The sequence below is a fragment of the Pectobacterium colocasium genome (assembly GCF_020181655.1).
Lineage (GTDB): Bacteria > Pseudomonadota > Gammaproteobacteria > Enterobacterales > Enterobacteriaceae > Pectobacterium > Pectobacterium colocasium.
Genome location: NZ_CP084032.1, coordinates 391,643 through 408,424 on the forward strand (window position 1 = coordinate 391,643; position 16,782 = coordinate 408,424).

16 protein-coding genes and 1 CRISPR repeat array are annotated in these 16,782 nt (G+C 55.1%); of the genes, 9 read left to right on the forward strand and 7 right to left on the reverse strand.

Annotated elements, in window-relative coordinates; all coding sequences use genetic code 11:
* Positions 1–3 precede the first annotated feature (3 nt).
* The 6 genes from cas7e (at position 4) to LCF41_RS01815 (ending at position 6,324) form a co-directional block, all read left to right on the forward strand.
* Positions 4–1,071 (forward strand): type I-E CRISPR-associated protein Cas7/Cse4/CasC, encoded by a 1,068-nt coding sequence (cas7e, locus tag LCF41_RS01790; RefSeq protein ID WP_225086635.1) that lies wholly within the window; start codon positions 4–6, stop codon positions 1,069–1,071.
* A 9-nt stretch (positions 1,072–1,080) separates the two neighbouring features.
* On the forward strand, positions 1,081–1,815 hold the full coding sequence (cas5e, locus tag LCF41_RS01795; protein ID WP_225086636.1) for a type I-E CRISPR-associated protein Cas5/CasD: 735 nt from the start codon (positions 1,081–1,083) through the stop codon (positions 1,813–1,815).
* On the forward strand, positions 1,815–2,462 hold the full coding sequence (gene cas6e, locus LCF41_RS01800) for a type I-E CRISPR-associated protein Cas6/Cse3/CasE (RefSeq protein WP_225088076.1): 648 nt from the start codon (positions 1,815–1,817) through the stop codon (positions 2,460–2,462). Before cas5e ends, cas6e begins: the two co-directional genes overlap by 1 nt.
* A 27-nt stretch (positions 2,463–2,489) precedes the next feature.
* A complete protein-coding gene (gene cas1e, locus LCF41_RS01805; RefSeq protein WP_225086637.1) occupies positions 2,490–3,407 on the forward strand; it encodes a type I-E CRISPR-associated endonuclease Cas1e in 918 nt (305 codons plus the stop codon).
* A complete protein-coding gene (gene cas2e, locus LCF41_RS01810; protein ID WP_014698581.1) occupies positions 3,408–3,701 on the forward strand; it encodes a type I-E CRISPR-associated endoribonuclease Cas2e in 294 nt (97 codons plus the stop codon).
* An 84-nt stretch (positions 3,702–3,785) separates the two neighbouring features.
* A CRISPR array of direct repeats spans positions 3,786–5,739; the repeat unit is 29 nt; unit sequence GTGTTCCCCGCGCCAGCGGGGATAAACCG.
* 126 nt (positions 5,740–5,865) lie between these two features.
* Positions 5,866–6,324: a hypothetical protein gene (locus LCF41_RS01815; protein WP_225086638.1), complete on the forward strand. Its 459-nt coding sequence runs from the start codon at positions 5,866–5,868 to the stop codon at positions 6,322–6,324.
* Between the two features lie 82 nt (positions 6,325–6,406).
* On the opposite strand, the gene LCF41_RS01820 is transcribed toward LCF41_RS01815, so the two are convergent.
* Positions 6,407–7,759 (reverse strand): pyridoxal phosphate-dependent decarboxylase family protein, encoded by a 1,353-nt coding sequence (locus LCF41_RS01820; protein ID WP_225086639.1) that lies wholly within the window; start codon positions 7,757–7,759, stop codon positions 6,407–6,409.
* A gap of 265 nt (positions 7,760–8,024) precedes the next feature.
* Between LCF41_RS01820 and LCF41_RS01825 the strand changes: the two genes are divergently transcribed.
* Genes LCF41_RS01825 through LCF41_RS01835 form a run of 3 tightly spaced genes read left to right on the forward strand, consistent with a single transcriptional unit; the run spans position 8,025 to position 9,649 of the window.
* Positions 8,025–8,471: a winged helix-turn-helix transcriptional regulator gene (locus LCF41_RS01825; protein ID WP_225086640.1), complete on the forward strand. Its 447-nt coding sequence runs from the start codon at positions 8,025–8,027 to the stop codon at positions 8,469–8,471.
* A gap of 9 nt (positions 8,472–8,480) precedes the next feature.
* Positions 8,481–8,939: a YhbP family protein gene (locus LCF41_RS01830; protein ID WP_225086641.1), complete on the forward strand. Its 459-nt coding sequence runs from the start codon at positions 8,481–8,483 to the stop codon at positions 8,937–8,939.
* Positions 8,940–8,995: 56 nt separating this feature from the next.
* A complete protein-coding gene (locus LCF41_RS01835; protein ID WP_225086642.1) occupies positions 8,996–9,649 on the forward strand; it encodes a Rossmann-fold NAD(P)-binding domain-containing protein in 654 nt (217 codons plus the stop codon).
* 11 nt (positions 9,650–9,660) lie between these two features.
* Here the strand turns inward: LCF41_RS01835 and nrdG are convergent, their stop codons facing one another.
* The 6 genes from nrdG to LCF41_RS01865 form a co-directional block, all read right to left on the reverse strand.
* Complete coding sequence (nrdG, locus tag LCF41_RS01840) at positions 9,661–10,125, reverse strand: anaerobic ribonucleoside-triphosphate reductase-activating protein (RefSeq protein WP_225086643.1); 465 nt, start codon at positions 10,123–10,125, stop codon at positions 9,661–9,663.
* 81 nt (positions 10,126–10,206) lie between these two features.
* Positions 10,207–12,345: an anaerobic ribonucleoside-triphosphate reductase gene (nrdD, locus tag LCF41_RS01845; RefSeq protein WP_225086644.1), complete on the reverse strand. Its 2,139-nt coding sequence runs from the start codon at positions 12,343–12,345 to the stop codon at positions 10,207–10,209.
* A 401-nt stretch (positions 12,346–12,746) separates the two neighbouring features.
* Positions 12,747–13,484: a proteasome-type protease gene (locus LCF41_RS01850; RefSeq protein ID WP_225086645.1), complete on the reverse strand. Its 738-nt coding sequence runs from the start codon at positions 13,482–13,484 to the stop codon at positions 12,747–12,749.
* A gap of 23 nt (positions 13,485–13,507) precedes the next feature.
* Positions 13,508–14,329 (reverse strand): transglutaminase family protein, encoded by an 822-nt coding sequence (locus tag LCF41_RS01855; RefSeq protein WP_225086646.1) that lies wholly within the window; start codon positions 14,327–14,329, stop codon positions 13,508–13,510.
* Positions 14,326–15,255 (reverse strand): alpha-E domain-containing protein, encoded by a 930-nt coding sequence (locus tag LCF41_RS01860; RefSeq protein WP_225086647.1) that lies wholly within the window; start codon positions 15,253–15,255, stop codon positions 14,326–14,328. Before LCF41_RS01860 ends, LCF41_RS01855 begins: the two co-directional genes overlap by 4 nt.
* Positions 15,249–16,688 (reverse strand): circularly permuted type 2 ATP-grasp protein, encoded by a 1,440-nt coding sequence (locus tag LCF41_RS01865; RefSeq protein WP_225086648.1) that lies wholly within the window; start codon positions 16,686–16,688, stop codon positions 15,249–15,251. Before LCF41_RS01865 ends, LCF41_RS01860 begins: the two co-directional genes overlap by 7 nt.
* Between the last annotated feature and the right edge of the window lie 94 nt (positions 16,689–16,782).

The window sequence follows — 16,782 nt, forward strand, 5'->3', positions numbered from 1 at the left end:
CTGATGACCACATTTATCCAGCTTCATTTTTTAACCGCTTATCCATCTTCTAACCTGAACCGTGATGACGCGGGGCGTCCGAAAACCGCCATCGTGGGTGGCGTTGAACGTTTGCGCGTGTCCTCACAAAGCCTGAAACGCGCATGGCGCACTTCTGAGGTTTTTAAGTCTGCGATGAGCGGCCATATTGGCACCCGCAGTCGCCGCATTGGGCGTGATATCTACAATGCGCTGATTGCTGGCGGAATGAGTGAAAAGCTGGCCGATGAGGCGGCGAAAAACATGGCTGAGCAGTTCGGTAAACTGAAAAAAGAAGAAAAAGGCAGTAAAGAGCCACTGGAAAAATACGATATCGAACAGCTTGCTCACTTCAGCGTGCAGGAAAGGGCGTTGATCGATCAACTGGTTGCGCGTCTGGTCGCGGAATCCCGTAAGCCGAATAGCGAAGAGCTAAAACTCTTGCGTAAGGATGCCACCAGTGTCGATATCGCGCTATTTGGTCGGATGTTGGCCTCCAGCCCGGAATTCGATATCGAAGCGGCGTGTCAGGTCGCGCACGCGCTGGGTGTGAGTGCTGTTACCATCGAAGATGACTTCTTTACGGCGGTAGATGATCTGAATAAGGCAGCGGATAACGGATCGGCACATATGGGCGAGCAGGGCTTTGCTTCGGCGCTGTTCTACCACTATGTCTGCATTAACCGCGATCTGCTGCTGCAAAACCTGAATAACGATGAAGCGCTGGTGGCGAAAACCCTGCGTGCGCTGACGGAAACGGCGCTGACTGTATCGCCCGGCGGCAAGCAGAACAGCTTTGCCAGTCGGGCGCTGGCAACCTATGCGCTGGCAGAAAAGAGCACCGATCAGCCGCGTACCCTGTCGGTCGCGTTTTTCAAACCCATCCGTAGTGATAATCAGGTCAATGACGCCATCGATCTGTTACGTAAGCAAAAAAACAAATTTGACCGGGTGTACGCCTCTGCGGGCGGCGTTCCTTCCTATGAGCTGAACGTGGAAGCCGACAGCGAGGGCGGTTCGTTGCAAGGGTTACTGGATTTCATCAGCCAGTAGGAGCGCTCTATGGATAACTATCTGGTCTTCCAGATCTATGCCCCGCTGGTGTCGTGGGGGGAAGTGGCGGTCGGTGAGGTGCGCCACACCTCGACGGTACCCAGCCGTTCGGCGCTGCTGGGGCTGCTGGCAGCGGCGCTGGGGATCCGGCGCGACGATCGAGCCGCGCTGACGGTTTTTAATCAGCATTACCATGTGGCGGTACGGCCGCTTTCCGATCGTGAAACCTGGCTGAATGACTACCACACGGTGCAGATGCCAAAAGAAAACCGCAAGGTGCCGCGCTACACAAGGCGTGATGAATTGCGGCCGGAGGCGGGGCAATCGCTCGAAACCATGCTGACCTCACGCGAATACCGCTGTGATGCCTATTACCACATCGCCATTAGCGCCACGCCGGATGCACCTTACTCGTTAAGTGCGCTGCGGGATGCGCTGTTATCACCGGTGTTTACGCTCTATTTCGGACGGAAAAGCTGTCCGCCTGCGCTGCCGTTGGCGCCGCACCTGTTTGCTGGCACGTTGGCCGAGGTGTGGCAGTTAGCCAGGCGGACGCCTGCGCTGAACGATCTCGCGTTAGAGATGATCGCTCGTGCCGAGGGTGTGTGCTACTGGGAACAGGAAGCCGATACGGGGCTAACGGCACAATATCGGGTCTCACGAAACGATCAGCCCGCCGATCGACGGCGCTGGCAGTTCGCCTCTCGTGTGCAATATGTTGGCAGTGATAAGGGAGAGGAATGATGTATTTTTCCAGAATAACACTGCAACTCAATGCGTTGCCGCGTGTGATGGCCGAGAAGCGGCTGCACGCGGGGGGCTATGCCAGCCACCAATGGCTCTGGCAGCTTTTCCCTGGACAGCTTCAGCGTTCGTTCCTGTTCCGCGAAGAGTCGCATGAAACCAAAAGCCTGTTTTACCTGCTTTCTGAACAGGCACCGCAGGCGGATCACAATCTGTTTCAGGTGGAAACCAAACCCTATCAACCACAGTGGCATAACGGCATGGCGTTAGCCTTTTCGCTGCGTGCGAATCCAGTCGTTACGCGGGACGGCAAACGTAGCGATGTGTTGATGGATGCGCGTCATCAGGCGAAAGCGGCGGGGCTATCCGGCGTGGCGTTGTGGCAACACCAGCAACAGCGTGCGCGGGAATGGTTGGTGCGACAGGGGGAAAATGCGGGCTTTGCGGTATCGTCGTGTCGGGTGGATGGCTATCAACGCCATCGCCTGAACAAGCCCGGTCAGTCGGCAGCGATTATGTTCAGCAGCGTGGATTATGACGGGGTGCTTCACATTACGGATGCTGAACGCTTTGCGACGGTTGCCCGACAAGGGTTAGGAAAAAGCAAAGCACTGGGGTGTGGCCTGCTGCTATTGAAACGGGCGTAGCCTGCCCCGTTACAGGGAGAGTCAACGATGTATGTTCCGCTCAACCCGATCCCGCTTAAGGATCGCGTTTCACTCATCTTTCTGCAATACGGGCAGATTGATGTTATTGATGGGGCGTTTGTGCTGGTGGATAAAACCGGCGTCCGTACGCACATTCCCGTCGGCTCGGTTGCTTGCATCATGCTGGAACCGGGCACGCGGGTTTCTCATGCGGCGGTGCGACTGGCGGCAACGGTCGGGACGCTGCTGGTGTGGGTTGGCGAAGCGGGCGTGCGGCTGTATGCGTCTGGCCAGCCCGGCGGCGCGCGGTCGGACAAATTGCTCTATCAGGCTAAGCTGGCGTTAGACGAGGAATTGCGCCTGAAAGTGGTGCGCAAAATGTTCGAGCTGCGCTTTGGTGAACCGGCGCCGAGCCGCCGTTCGGTCGAGCAGCTTAGGGGAATTGAAGGTGCCCGCGTGCGCCAAACGTATACGCTGTTGGCGCAGCAATATGGCGTGAAATGGCATGGCCGACGTTACGATCCGAAAGATTGGGAACGAGGCGACAAGGTCAACCAGTGCATTAGTGCGGCAACGTCCTGCCTGTACGGTATTACGGAAGCGGCCGTGCTGGCGGCGGGCTACGCGCCAGCAATCGGGTTTGTCCACAGCGGCAAACCGCTTTCTTTTGTCTATGACATTGCCGATATCATCAAATTCGAGGGTGTGGTAGCGAAAGCCTTTGAAATTGCAGCTCGCAACCCTGCCGAGCCTGATCGTGAAGTGCGGCTTGCCTGCCGTGATATTTTCCGTAGCCAGAAAACGCTCAGTAAACTGATTCCTCTCATTGAGGACGTCTTATCTGCGGGTGGCATTACGCCGCCGCTTCCGCCGGACGATGCGCAGCCGCCGGCCATCCCAGAGCCGAAGCCGTTTGGTGACAGCGGTCACCGGGGACAAGGTTAAATGAGTATGCTTGTGGTGGTGACGGAAAATGTCCCGCCGCGTTTACGCGGCAGGTTAGCGGTATGGCTACTGGAAGTCCGTGCGGGTGTCTATGTTGGCGATACCTCACAGCGGGTGAGAGAAATGGTCTGGCAACAGATTATCGAACTGGCAGAGCAGGGCAACGTGGTGATGGCATGGTCGACGAATACGGAATCCGGTTTTGAGTTCCAAACCTGGGGAGAAAACCGCCGAATGCCGGTAGATCTGGATGGCCTGCGGTTAGTCTCTTTTTCACCTATTGAAAATCAATAAGTTAGCGATCTTTAACAACATGGAAAAATCGGTAGATTTTTTTATGCCGAAAAAAGTGTTATAAAACAAAGCTATACTTTTAGAGTGTTCCCCGCGCCAGCGGGGATAAACCGAAAATTAATACCTCCGTATGAAATTGATATTGGTGTTCCCCGCGCCAGCGGGGATAAACCGGCATTGCGTAAATCAGGCTTGAATATCCATCCGTGTTCCCCGCGCCAGCGGGGATAAACCGCATGTCCGTTTAAGCAAATTAATACAAAGTTGGTGTTCCCCGCGCCAGCGGGGATAAACCGCCTGCTATCAGCTTCTCAAGCGGGAATCAGGGGTGTTCCCCGCGCCAGCGGGGATAAACCGAACTACAAACATTTTCACTAAATGCCTATACAGTGTTCCCCGCGCCAGCGGGGATAAACCGCTGTTCCTGTTCCCGTACCAGATTGGCAAACTGTGTTCCCCGCGCCAGCGGGGATAAACCGGCTTCATCATGATTATCGGCTTCATTCTTCTCGTGTTCCCCGCGCCAGCGGGGATAAACCGCCCCAACAACACGTCGGGGCTTTCGTTTTTTGGTGTTCCCCGCGCCAGCGGGGATAAACCGGCTAGGAATTAATTTAAACTGAGTTTCCCCATGTGTTCCCCGCGCCAGCGGGGATAAACCGGATCATGACCTTCTCACCTTCCATAATCTGAGGTGTTCCCCGCGCCAGCGGGGATAAACCGAACATCTGGCATTTTGCGATTTCCAGTTTTTAGTGTTCCCCGCGCCAGCGGGGATAAACCGGCCGTGTTCATGTGGTACTGTCAAACAAAGGTGTGTTCCCCGCGCCAGCGGGGATAAACCGTTCCTAGTCCTTTTGATCGTATTAACGTTCGTGTGTTCCCCGCGCCAGCGGGGATAAACCGCACAGGACGTAGCTCACTCGCATATGGCCCACGTGTTCCCCGCGCCAGCGGGGATAAACCGCTATTCGTTTCTATGTTAGCTTTGCATACACGGTGTTCCCCGCGCCAGCGGGGATAAACCGATAGCGTGTCAGTCACCCCACGCGGGATAAACCGAAAGCTCGCCCAGGAACCCGCATTATTTGCGCGTGTTCCCCGCGCCAGCGGGGATAAACCGATTGATGACCTGGTGGCTGGCAGATTGCAGCCGTGTTCCCCGCGCCAGCGGGGATAAACCGCATATTTTCGGAGATAATGTTGTTAGGCATTTGTGTTCCCCGCGCCAGCGGGGATAAACCGGTTGGCGTAGTCGATTGTTCCTTGATGAAGATGTGTTCCCCGCGCCAGCGGGGATAAACCGCATATTCTTTAAATGCCAATTGTTCAGCCGATGTGTTCCCCGCGCCAGCGGGGATAAACCGCGCTCAAACGAAGTCAAGCGCTTTTTGAAATAGTGTTCCCCGCGCCAGCGGGGATAAACCGCGCGGCATGTTTGCGTTTGCTGCACACAAACTGTGTTCCCCGCGCCAGCGGGGATAAACCGTATTTCATAGAAAACAAACTTACTCGTATGTAGTGTTCCCCGCGCCAGCGGGGATAAACCGCTCAAACTCTGAGTATTGACGTCAATTTAGATGTGTTCCCCGCGCCAGCGGGGATAAACCGTCTCTCCATTAACATCAATGATAATGGTCGTAGTGTTCCCCGCGCCAGCGGGGATAAACCGGGTTAAAAATCTGCTCATCTGTTGTAGCGAAAGTGTTCCCCGCGCCAGCGGGGATAAACCGGCATACGCATTCGCCGTAACGCCTGCTTTACCGTGTTCCCCGCGCCAGCGGGGATAAACCGTGTATCATCCCCTTTCCCGGCACCATTGAGTTGTGTTCCCCGCGCCAGCGGGGATAAACCGGTTGTACGGTCAACGAGCAGGGCCAAATGGAAGTGTTCCCCGCGCCAGCGGGGATAAACCGAACTACCGCAAAGGTACGCTGGATATACGCAAGTGTTCCCCGCGCCAGCGGGGATAAACCGAAAATCCGCTTCCAGCAGAAAGATGGCCGCATGTGTTCCCCGCGCGAGCGGGGATAAACCTCGCTTCTGGCTGGCGTGATGGGGGATTGCGTGTCAGTATTAAAACACGCCAGTTTTGCATCTACCGTAACGGTGAGGTGCTATGCCAATGATTTTTGTCTTCCATACGTTACCGTAAGGAGGTGATATGAAAGTTGAAGCCGCAGAGTCGTCCGTTTTTGCCAGCCAGCAGGTGATGGCGAAGCGTTCTACAGAACATGCAGAGAAAGCGGCGTTGTCCGAACAGCTTCAGTCTTATCAGGCGGGAAGCGGTGCCGTTCCTGCCGGTGAGACGACGCGATATGATTTCACCCGCATTAGCCCAGCCGATCTGTATGAAACGGTAGAAGGCCTTGTCAGCAGTGGGCGGTTGGGACGTGAAGAAGGCTCCGCGCTGCTGGGGCTTATTTCGTCGCCACGAGAGAATGTCGGTAGCGTGCCGCCTTCCAATGTGTTCCAGCCGATTAATGTTTTCGATACCATTCAGCAAGGTGTCGCGGGGGCATCATCCCGCAGCGAAGTGCAAAATACCGAAAGCCTGCAACGTGCGGCCGAGGCGTTGAACCGCTTTCAGGGACAGGTTTCCAGCATCAGCGTTTACGTCTAGCGCATGTCGGTGCGCCGCAGTCCGGTGATGTCTCTCTCTCCCCGCATTTGCGGGGAGCGTCGTTTTATCCTTTGCGCCTCGTTCAGCGTGGGGTCTGCGCTTTGATTTCCGTCAGCAGCGCGATGAGCGCCTTTACGTTATCGTCCTGCGTGCGCCAGGATGACACGCTGATGCGCAAGGCCGGACGCCCCTGCCAGACGGTGCCGCCAAACCATGCTTTACCCGAGGCCTGTAACGCTTCCCGTATCGCCGTGGTTTGGCTGTCGGTTTCTCCCCGCAGCAGAACTTGATTAAGCACAACCCGATTTAGTACCTCAAATCCCGCATGGCGCAGGCCGTCGGCGATGAATGTTGCCTGTCGGCAGTGTCGTTCGACCATCTCCGCCACGCCGTCACGCCCTAGCGTACGCAGTGCCGCCCACACGGGAATACCGCGCGGACGACGGGAGAATTCGAGCGTCAGATTCTTCTGTGCATCTCGCGCCGCACTGGAGTAAACCGCATCTGCGTTCATCGCTTCGGCCAGCGCGTCCGCATCGCGGCAAATCGCCATCGCACAGTCGTAGGGGGTGTTCAGCCATTTGTGTGCGTCCGTTGTCCAACTGTCGGCCAGCTCGATGCCCTCAGTGAGCGCCGCGTGGGACGAGGCTCTGGCCCAGAGTCCGAAAGCACCATCAACGTGAACCCAAGCTCCCGCTGCTTTCGCGACGGGAATGATCTGTGCAAAGTCATCAAACTCGCCCGTATTGACCTCACCCGCCTGCAAACAAAGAATCGTGCTATCGTCCAACGGAGGAAGCTGCGCAGCATCAATCTGCCCACACGCATTAACGGGCGCGATGCGTAAATGGCGTAGCCCAAAGCCGAGTACGCGCAGCGCTTTCTTCACGGTGATGTGCGTCAGTTCCGAAATCACGACCTTGATTTCAGGAACGCCGATCAGACCATCGTTGTCAAAATCCCAGCCCTGTTTTGCCAATAAGGCACGACGCGCGGCGGCCAGACAGGAAAGCGTGCAGGCGGTGGCGCTGGTGCCGAAACCGACGGCGCTGTCTTTGGGTAAGCTCAGGGCATCGAGCACCCAGCGGCTGGCGAGGCGTTCCAGCGTGGCGGAGACCGGCGAATTATCAAAGGTGGACGCGCACTGATCCCAGGCAATCATCAATCGTTCGGACGCCGCGGCAACCGGCAATGAGGCACCGATAACAAAGCCGAAATAGTTTGGGCCATTGGACGCGGTGGTCGCCGGGGAGCCGACCTCATCCAACAGCGCCAGCGTGCTTTCGGGTGAGAAACCCTGTTGCGGCAGCGTTTCATCAAAACGTGTCAGTGCCGCGAGGGCGTCTGCATCGGGGAAAACCCGCCGCTGTGCATTCGCAGCCAGATAACGTCGGCCGCGCTCATCGGCATCAGCCAGTAACGTCAGTTCGCTCATACTGTTTCCTTATCAAGAATCGTTGTGCCGTTATCAGGCCGTCAACTGCGGCGTAGTGGTGTAAAGATCGCATTCAGTGACGGATGACGTGGTATGAATAGGGCTTATTTTCATAATATTCGCTTTCATTGCCTATTTTTGGTTTCAAAATAAAACCACTTGAAGCATAAATACCCTGATTTTATTCTGCAACCAAAAAACGTACGGTCATTTTTTTAGTTTGTGGGTAAGGCAGGATGAACAGGAAAAAGGGGAGGAAATCGTCATGGTGAAGCGCAAAAGTCTGAAAGAGGATGCGTGCCCTGTCGCCCGTGCGCTGGGTGTGATTGGCGATCGCTGGGCGCTGCTGGTTATCCGCGATGCTTTCGATAATCGCCGCCGTTTCAGCGATTTTCAGCGCAGTTTGGGCGTCGCGAAAAATATTCTTACCGACCGTCTGCGCACGTTGGTTGACGAAGGTATTTTGTCCGTTCAGCCCGTTTCCGACAGTTCGGCCTATCAGGAATATGTTCTGACGCCAAAAGGCGAACAGCTATTTCCGCTCGTTGTGGCGTTACGCCAGTGGGGAAAGCAGCAACTGTTTGCTGAGGGGGAATCTCACTCCCTGCTATTGGATAAACACACCGGCCAGCCTCTGCAAGCCATGCTGCCGCATTCTGCGGAAGGCCAGCGAATGGTTGGGCAGGATACATTCGTTCAGAAAGTGGGGTGAGGTGTCGTAATGCAGACAGCATCGAGAGGAACGGGCGGCGATCTTGACGCTATCTCCCGCTACCTGAAAAAGCTGCACGTACTGACGTTATGCGTGGGTGAAAATTCGGAATTATGGTGTGCGAGTTGCTTCTATACTTATGACGATCAACAGATAGCCTTCTATCTGATGACGGAGTTGCAGACGCGCCACGGTGAAATAATGGCGAGGCTACCGCAGGTGGCGGGTACGGTTAGCGGCCAGCCGAAGAGTGTGATGCTGATTAAGGGTGTGCAGTTTCGCGGATTGGCGGTGCAGTTGGAGGGCGATGAGGCGCAGCATGCCAGAGCGCGCTATAACACGCGTTTCCCTATTGCCCGGGCATCGCAAGCGCCGATCTGGCGACTCGATCTGACAGAAATCAAGATGACGGACAATACGTTGGGCTTTGGTAAGAAACGCCACTGGCAGCGGAATGAACACAAATAACAACAGCAACGTCAAAAGATGGGAACGTGAAAGACGCAGAGTAAGGGGGAAAACCGATGAGCCGGGTATTGTTATTAGGTGCAACGGGGTTAGTAGGTCACGAGTTGTTACAGCTGTTGAAAGCCAATAATCGGGTCGAGACGATCTATGCGCCGACCCGTAAGCCGCTGGCGCCTTCGGAGAAAGTGGTTAATCCGCACGATTCCGATCTGTCTACCGCGCTAGGGCAATTGACTGACCCTGTCGACATCGCATTTTGCTGCCTGGGATCGACGCTCAAGACGGCAGGCAGTAAACAGGCATTCCGCTATGTGGATTACACGCTGGTGGTGGAAGGATCAAAAGTGGCGCTGGCGCTGGGCGCGACGCACCTGTTGGTGGTTAGTGCGTTGAGCGCCAATGCGACATCGCCTTTCTTCTACTCGCGGGTGAAGGGAGAAGCGGAAAGATCGCTGCGGCAGCAAGGCTGGCAACATCTGACCCTGGCACAGCCGTCGATGCTGCTAGGGGAAAGGGAAGACAGCCGCCCGTTAGAAAGCCTGGCCGCTCCGCTGTTCCGCCTGTTCCCGGCAAAGTGGCGAGCCATTGAAGGAAAAACGGTCGCGCAGGCATTGCTGAATCAGGCGTTCTCGCCGGAACCCAAAGCGCGGGTTACCGTGCTGGAATCCGATCAATTACGGTCATTGGGCAAGCAGCCACCGCTTCAGTAGCCGCCTATCGATCACCGCAGGCGGTGGACAACCTGATTGCTGCTGCCGCGCCAAATCAGTGCGGGATCTTTCAGATCTTGCACAAATTTTCCATCGACTAAGACATTGATGAGATCGACCACCTGCTGTTGATCCGGTGTCAATTCGGCCAGCACATAGCCTGTCCAGACCCAGATATCTTTGCCTGGGCATTCTGCGCGTATGCGCTCCACCAGCCGCAGGATGTCAGGCACATTCTGTGGGTGCAGCGGATCGCCGCCAGACAGCGAAATACCCTGCCGTGGAATCACCGTATCCCGAAGGTCGGCGATGATCCTATCTTCCTGTTCCTGCGTAAACGGCTGGCCGGAGTTCAGTCGCCATGTGCTTTTGTTGTAGCACCCCGCACACTCATGTACGCAGCCAGCGACAAACAGCGTGCAGCGGGTGCCGGGGCCGTTGACAACATCAACGGGATAATACTGGTGGTAATTCATACGGTAGAGCCCATGTTATGACGCGGGCGTGTGTTGACGGTGCCGCGAAAGACGGGCCGCATTGCTGCGGCTCGGAAGGGGTTACCCCAGTTGACCGTTGCCCAGGTGTTTAATCCGGCGCTTAACTTCTTCCTGTTTACCCGCGTTGAATGGACGTGCATCCGGGCTGCCGAGGTAGCCGCACACACGGCGCGTGACGGAAACGCGTGCCGAATCGTGGTTGCCGCATTTCGGGCAGGTGAAGCCTTTGCTGGTGCACTCGAATTCACCGGTGAAGCCACACTCGTAGCATTCGTCGATCGGCGTGTTGGTGCCGTAGTAAGGCACGCGGCTGTAGCTGTAATCCCACACGTCTTCCAGTGCCTTGAGGTTGTGTTGCAGGTTCGGATATTCGCCGTAGCAAATGAACCCCCCGTTAGCCAGCGGCGGATAGGGCAACTCGAAGTCGATTTTCTGGTAAGGGTTCACCTTCTTCTCCACATCAAGATGGAAGCTGTTGGTGTAATACCCTTTGTCCGTCACGCCCTGCACGACGCCAAACTCGGCGGTATCCAGACGGCAGAAGCGGTCACACAGGTTTTCACTCGGCGTGCTGTACAGACTGAAGCCATAACCCGTTTCCTCTTTCCACTGCTCGGTCGCCTCTTTCAGACGAGCGATGATGGCTACGGCTTTGGCACGCAGCGCCTCGTCATCAAACACGTGAGTTTGGCTACCGAAGAGAGCATTAATCGTTTCATACACGCCGATATAGCCCAGCGAAATGGAGGCGCGTCCGTTCTTGAAGATATCCGCAATGCTGTCGTCCGCTTTTAAACGTACGCCACAGGCACCTTCCATATACAGGATGGGCGCAACGCGGGCTTTCACGTTTTCCAGCCGCGCAATGCGCGTCATCAGCGCTTTCTTCGCCAGTGCCAGACGCTGGTCGAGCAGCGTCCAGAAACGGCTTTCATTGCCTTCGGCCTCTAGCGCGATACGCGGCAGGTTAAGGCTAATCACGCCCAGATTATTACGACCATCGTGAATCTGCTGGCCGTCTTCTTCATAAACGCCGAGGAAGCTGCGGCAGCCCATTGGCGTTTTGAACGACCCGGTGACGCTCACGACCTGATCGTAGTTCAGGATATCTGGGTACATGCGCTTGCTGGCGCACTCCAGCGCGAGCTGTTTGATGTCGTAATTCGGATCGCCAGCCTTGTGATTCAGGCCATCGCGAATCGCGAAGACCAGTTTCGGGAACACCGCCGTTTTGTGATTTTTACCCAGTCCGGCAATGCGGTTGCGCAGGATCGATTCCTGAATCAGACGTGACTCCCAACTGACGCCGAGCCCAAAGCCAAAGGTCACGAACGGCGTCTGGCCATTAGCGGTGTGGAGCGTGTTGACTTCATATTCCAGTGACTGGAAGGCGTCGTAGCACTCTTTTTCCGTGCGGGTTAAGGCATAATTTTCCGCATCAGGAATCTGCCACTCTTCTGCCACCGCTTTATGTTTCGCATGGCTGGCAGTGACGAACGGCGCCAGAATTTCATCAATACGGTTAATCGTGGTGCCGCCATAAATGTGGCTGGCGACCTGCGCGATAATCTGCGCGGTGACGGCGGTAGCGGTTGAGATCGACTTCGGCGGCTCAATCTCCGCATTACCCATTTTGAAGCCATTGGTCAGCATGCCGTTCAGGTCGATCAGCATGCAGTTAAACATCGGGAAAAAGGGCGAATAGTCGAGGTCGTGATAGTGAATCTCGCCACGTTCGTGCGCCAATACCACATCACGCGGCAGGATGTACTGTTTGGCGTAGTGCTTGGCGACAATACCGGCCAGCAGGTCGCGCTGAGTGGGAATGACTTTACTGTCTTTGTTGGCGTTCTCGTTCAGCAGCGCCATGTTGCTCTGCTCGACCAGACCGCGAATTTCCTGATTCAGCCGGCCGTGGCGTTCACGCGCGATGTCTCTATCGTGGCGGTATTCGATGTAGGTACGCGCCAGTTGCTTGTAATTGCCGGACATCAGCAGGTTTTCGACTGCGTTCTGAATATCGCGGATATCTACGCGCGTTTTATCCTGCATTTGTTGAGCGACCGCACAGGCCACAGTTGCGCAGTAGTCTGCATCATTGACACCGGCTGCATGCGCCGCGCGTTCGACCGCCTCTTTGATACGCACTTCATCAAAAGGCACCTGGCAACCGTCCCGTTTAATCACTACTGGTTTCACGTTTTCTTCCTCTCGAAAGGTTATCCACAGGCGAAAGCCCTAGCCGACAGGGGTTACAGGGGGCTGTGGATGACACTGTGGATAAACACTATATGTAGGTCATGTTTACAGGATAGGCACTATATATTGAAATTGCGTAGGAGTGTTTGCGCTTTTATCGCTGCAAAATTGACGCAGAGCAAAGAAATTCCCAGCTAGTAGATAAATCGAGCTTGATCGAAATTTAATCAGATCGGATGTGGCATCCATGAAGGCTTGTGGGACGCGGTCTGGTGGCGTGGTTGGGGCGTTTTTATCGTCAGCGAGCGGGAAAAGACAGAAATATCTGAAATACTCATGCTGTCTTTCGGCATCGGGAGTCAATCATGATACTGACTCCCGAATGCCAATTGGGGGACGGATTACGGTTTGCTGTCAGGGAAAGGGGGAAGCTGGCGGAACGTGTTTAGCAACCCTTCAGACCAGGCTTTACGGATAGTGGAAAAATACGCGTTGTTTTCAGTGATGCGTTGTTGTTCGCTGCTGTCAAAGCTATCGGTGCGGTACATCATGACGTCCAACGGCAAGCCGACCGACAAGTTGCTGCGCAGCGTAGAATCGATGGAAATCAGCGCACAGCACATGGCCTGTTCCAGCGGTGTATCCATGGTTAATACACGATCGATAATCGGTTTACCGTATTTGCTTTCGCCGATTTGGAAGTAGGGGGTATCCGGCGTCGCCTCAATGAAGTTACCTTCGGGATAAATATGAAATAGCCGATGTGTGTCACCACCGATTTGCCCGCCCAGCAGCAGGTTACAGCCGAAGTTGGTGTTGCTGCCATTTTGCTGTGCGCTGCTATCACGGTGGATGACTTCCCGCACGGTTTCCCCAAGCAGCATGGCGGCATCATACATCGACCCCATCTGCATCAGGTTCGGCGTGTGTTGCGCATTGATTCGGGCACTGAGCAGGCTGATGATACTTTGCGTCGTTGCCAAGTTCCCCGCGCATTGGATCACGAAAACCCGTTCTGCGTCGTGTTGAAAAACATGCAGCTTTTTGAAAGTTGCAATGTGATCAACGCCGGCATTGGTGCGGGAGTCGGAAGCAAAAACCAGACCGTCAGACAGACACATGGCGACGCAGTACGTCATAAAGTACCTTTTCGTTAAAAATTTTACTGTTGCTGCTGTACCTGCTGTTGCCGCGCAAACAAACGTACTTCAGCTTCTGAAAACATCTCTTCGCATCCGCCTCCCAGCCGCGTTCCCCGTACCGGGCAAGCATCCAGATAATCCATCCCCACGGCTAGCCACAGATGCTGGTGGAGTTTACGGGTGCTGTTAGTAATGTCGAACCCCTGCCACGTCCCGTTCAGCCAGACTTCTGCCCAGGCATGCATGGCAACATGCTGGGTGTCCTGACTATATACGTAGCCGCTGACATAGCGCGCAGGGATAGCCAGGCTGCGGCAGCAGGCCAGAAAAACATGCGTATGATCCTGACAAACGCCTTTTTGCAGGGCAAATGCGGCGGCTGCGGTATCCTGAACCTGCGTTGCGCCGGGAGTATACGGCATTTTCAACTGTAATTCCGCCATCAGCGTATTCAGGCTTTCTTCCGGCGCATCCTGACGATAATAACGCTGTGCAAACGCCCGAATAGCGTCGTCAGCTTCGGTGAGCGGCGTCATGCGTAAAAAAACCAGCGGTGACAGCGTGTCCTGTTCGTTTGGATTTACGCTTTCGCCGCTGTCGATGATATCAACGATGCCTTCTGCATGAATCGTAATGTCATGGTGTGGATGGTCGAGCGTCAGTACATGCAACACATTGCCATACGCATCGGTGGTTTGAACGGCGGGAACTGGTAATGTCAGTTTCCATTCCCGTATTCTCTGGTGCGCTGAATCTTGCGGTGTCAGGCGTAGATACTGGGTGCTGAATTTCACTTCTTCATCGTAGCGGTAGTGCGTAAGGTGATTGATGGTTAGTTTCATAACGCCTCCAGATAGGTGTGGCGGATACTGTCAGCCAACTCGTTAATTTTGCCGATAAAGTGGCTGAGATAGGTGGGGAGATCCTGCGCCAGAATGTCGTCCAATGTGCTGAAGCGCAGCTCAACGTGCAGCAGATGGGCAAGCCGCTGCGGTACTCTGGCGCGCTGGCTGCCGATGGCTTCGAGTTGCAGAACCAGATCGCTGATGCAGGCGTGCAGAGAGCGTGGTATGTCCTCACGCAAGACGAGCAGTTCGGTCACGGTTTCCGGGTTGATCGGCTGGCGATAGAGGCTGTGATAGGCTTCGCGTGCGCTCACCGCTCGCAGCAGGGTATCCAGACGGTAATACTCGCGTACCGGGTCGGGGTCGTTATGAAGCTGCTGCTGTTTGACATTCAGCAGTTGTGCGGTTGCATAGGCGCGTTCAATCAGCGTACCAATCCGAATAAAGCACTGCGCATCGTTACGTAACAAGGTGCCGAACATCGCGCCACGAAACAGATGGGAGCGCTCTTTTACCCAGTCAAAAAACGCATCAATCCCGATGGTATCCACGCCCTGATGGCGCAGATTGCGAATGTCGATGCGGGTGGTGTTGATGCACTCCCACACCTCGGAAGAGAGGCTGCCACGCACCGCGTGTGCGTTGTTCCACGCCATCTCGATACAGTTGTAGATACTGCTCGGGTTCTGGTTGTCCAGCGCGAAGAAATTCAGCAGGTTATTCATCGAAAAATGGGCGTAACGCTGCTGGAATAAGTCATGCGTCATCGTCAGATTCAGCGGCAACGCCAGATCGTGTTGCTGTTGACTGTGGCTCGGCATCATCGAGAGTTTGTAGGTTACATCCAGCACGCGGGCGAGGCTTTCCGCTCGTTCCAGATAGCGAGCCATCCAATACAGTTCACTTGCGGTGCGGCTTAGCATGATTCGTCTCCTTCCATGACCCAGGTGTCCTTGGTGCCACCGCCTTGTGAGGAGTTGACGACCAGAGAGCCTTCGGTAAGGGCAACGCGTGTCAGGCCGCCGGGGATCAGACGGATTTCCTCGCCGGAGAGGGCAAAAGGGCGAAGATCGATATGACGAGGTGCTAAGCCATCATCGATAAACGTCGGACACGTAGAGAGCGCCAGTGTTTCCTGACCGATATAGTTGTGCGGGTGCGCCAGTAAACGCTGACGGAACGTCTCGATTTCCTGACGTGTCGCGCGTGGGCCGACCAACATGCCGTAGCCGCCTGCACCGTGGACTTCCTTCACTACCATGCTGTCCAGATGATCGAGCACATAGCGGAGATCTTTCGGATCGCGGCACTGCCAGGTAGGAATGTTGCTGAGGATTGGTTCTTCAGAAAGATAGAAGCGGATCATCTCCGGCACATAGGGATAAATGGATTTATCGTCGGCAACGCCAGTACCGACGGCGTTCGCTAACACGACGCCCCCCGCACGATAAACGGATAAGAGACCGGGTACACCGAGCATCGAATCAGCGCGAAAGGCTAACGGGTCAAGGAAGGCATCATCGACACGGCGATAAATCACATCCACCTGACAAGGCCCTTCTGTGGTGCGCATATAGACGGCACCCGCTTTGACGAACAAATCCGCACTTTCTACCAGTTCGACGCCCATTTGCTGTGCCAGAAAGCTGTGTTCAAAGTAGGCGCTGTTGAAACGGCCCGGCGTCAGCACGACCACGGTGGGATCGTCGACCTGCGTACTTTCACGCAGCGTTTGCAGCAGGTAGCTAGGGTAGCGTTCGACGGGGGCGATGTGCTGGCTGGCAAACAAATCCGGGTAGAGGCGCATCATCATTTTGCGATTTTCCAGCATATAAGAGACGCCGGATGGGGTACGCAAATTGTCTTCCAGCACGTAATAATTCCCGTCGCTGTTGCGCACCATATCAATCCCGGTGATATGGGCATAAATGTTGTTGTGCAGGTTTACTCCCTGCATACAGGGCTGATATTGCTCGTTGGCCAGCACCTGTTCACGGGGAATAATGCCCGCGTTGAGAATGTGCTGTTGATGATAAATGTCGTAGAGAAACGCGTTAAGCGCCTGTACTCGTTGACGAATACCGCGATCGAGTAACTGCCATTCATGAGCGGGAATAATGCGTGGTACGCTATCGAACGGAATGAGGCGCTCGGTGCCGCCTTCTTCGCCATAAACGTTAAAGGTAATACCGACGCGGTGAAACAGCAGTTCCGCCTGCTCTTTCTTCTGTTTAATGGCCTGTTGGTCAGTTTGCTGAAGCCATTGCCAATAGGAATTGTAATGTTGACGTTGTTGGCCTTGCGACGAAAGCATCTCGTCATAATAAGGCGCAGATGGAAGTTGCATTTTTATCATTGTCATCCCCAGGCAGCACGCTTAATAGCGATAATAGGACAATGCATAAAATGCGCCATTTTGAGAAAAGCGTGATGTAGTCAGAGGGGAAGAC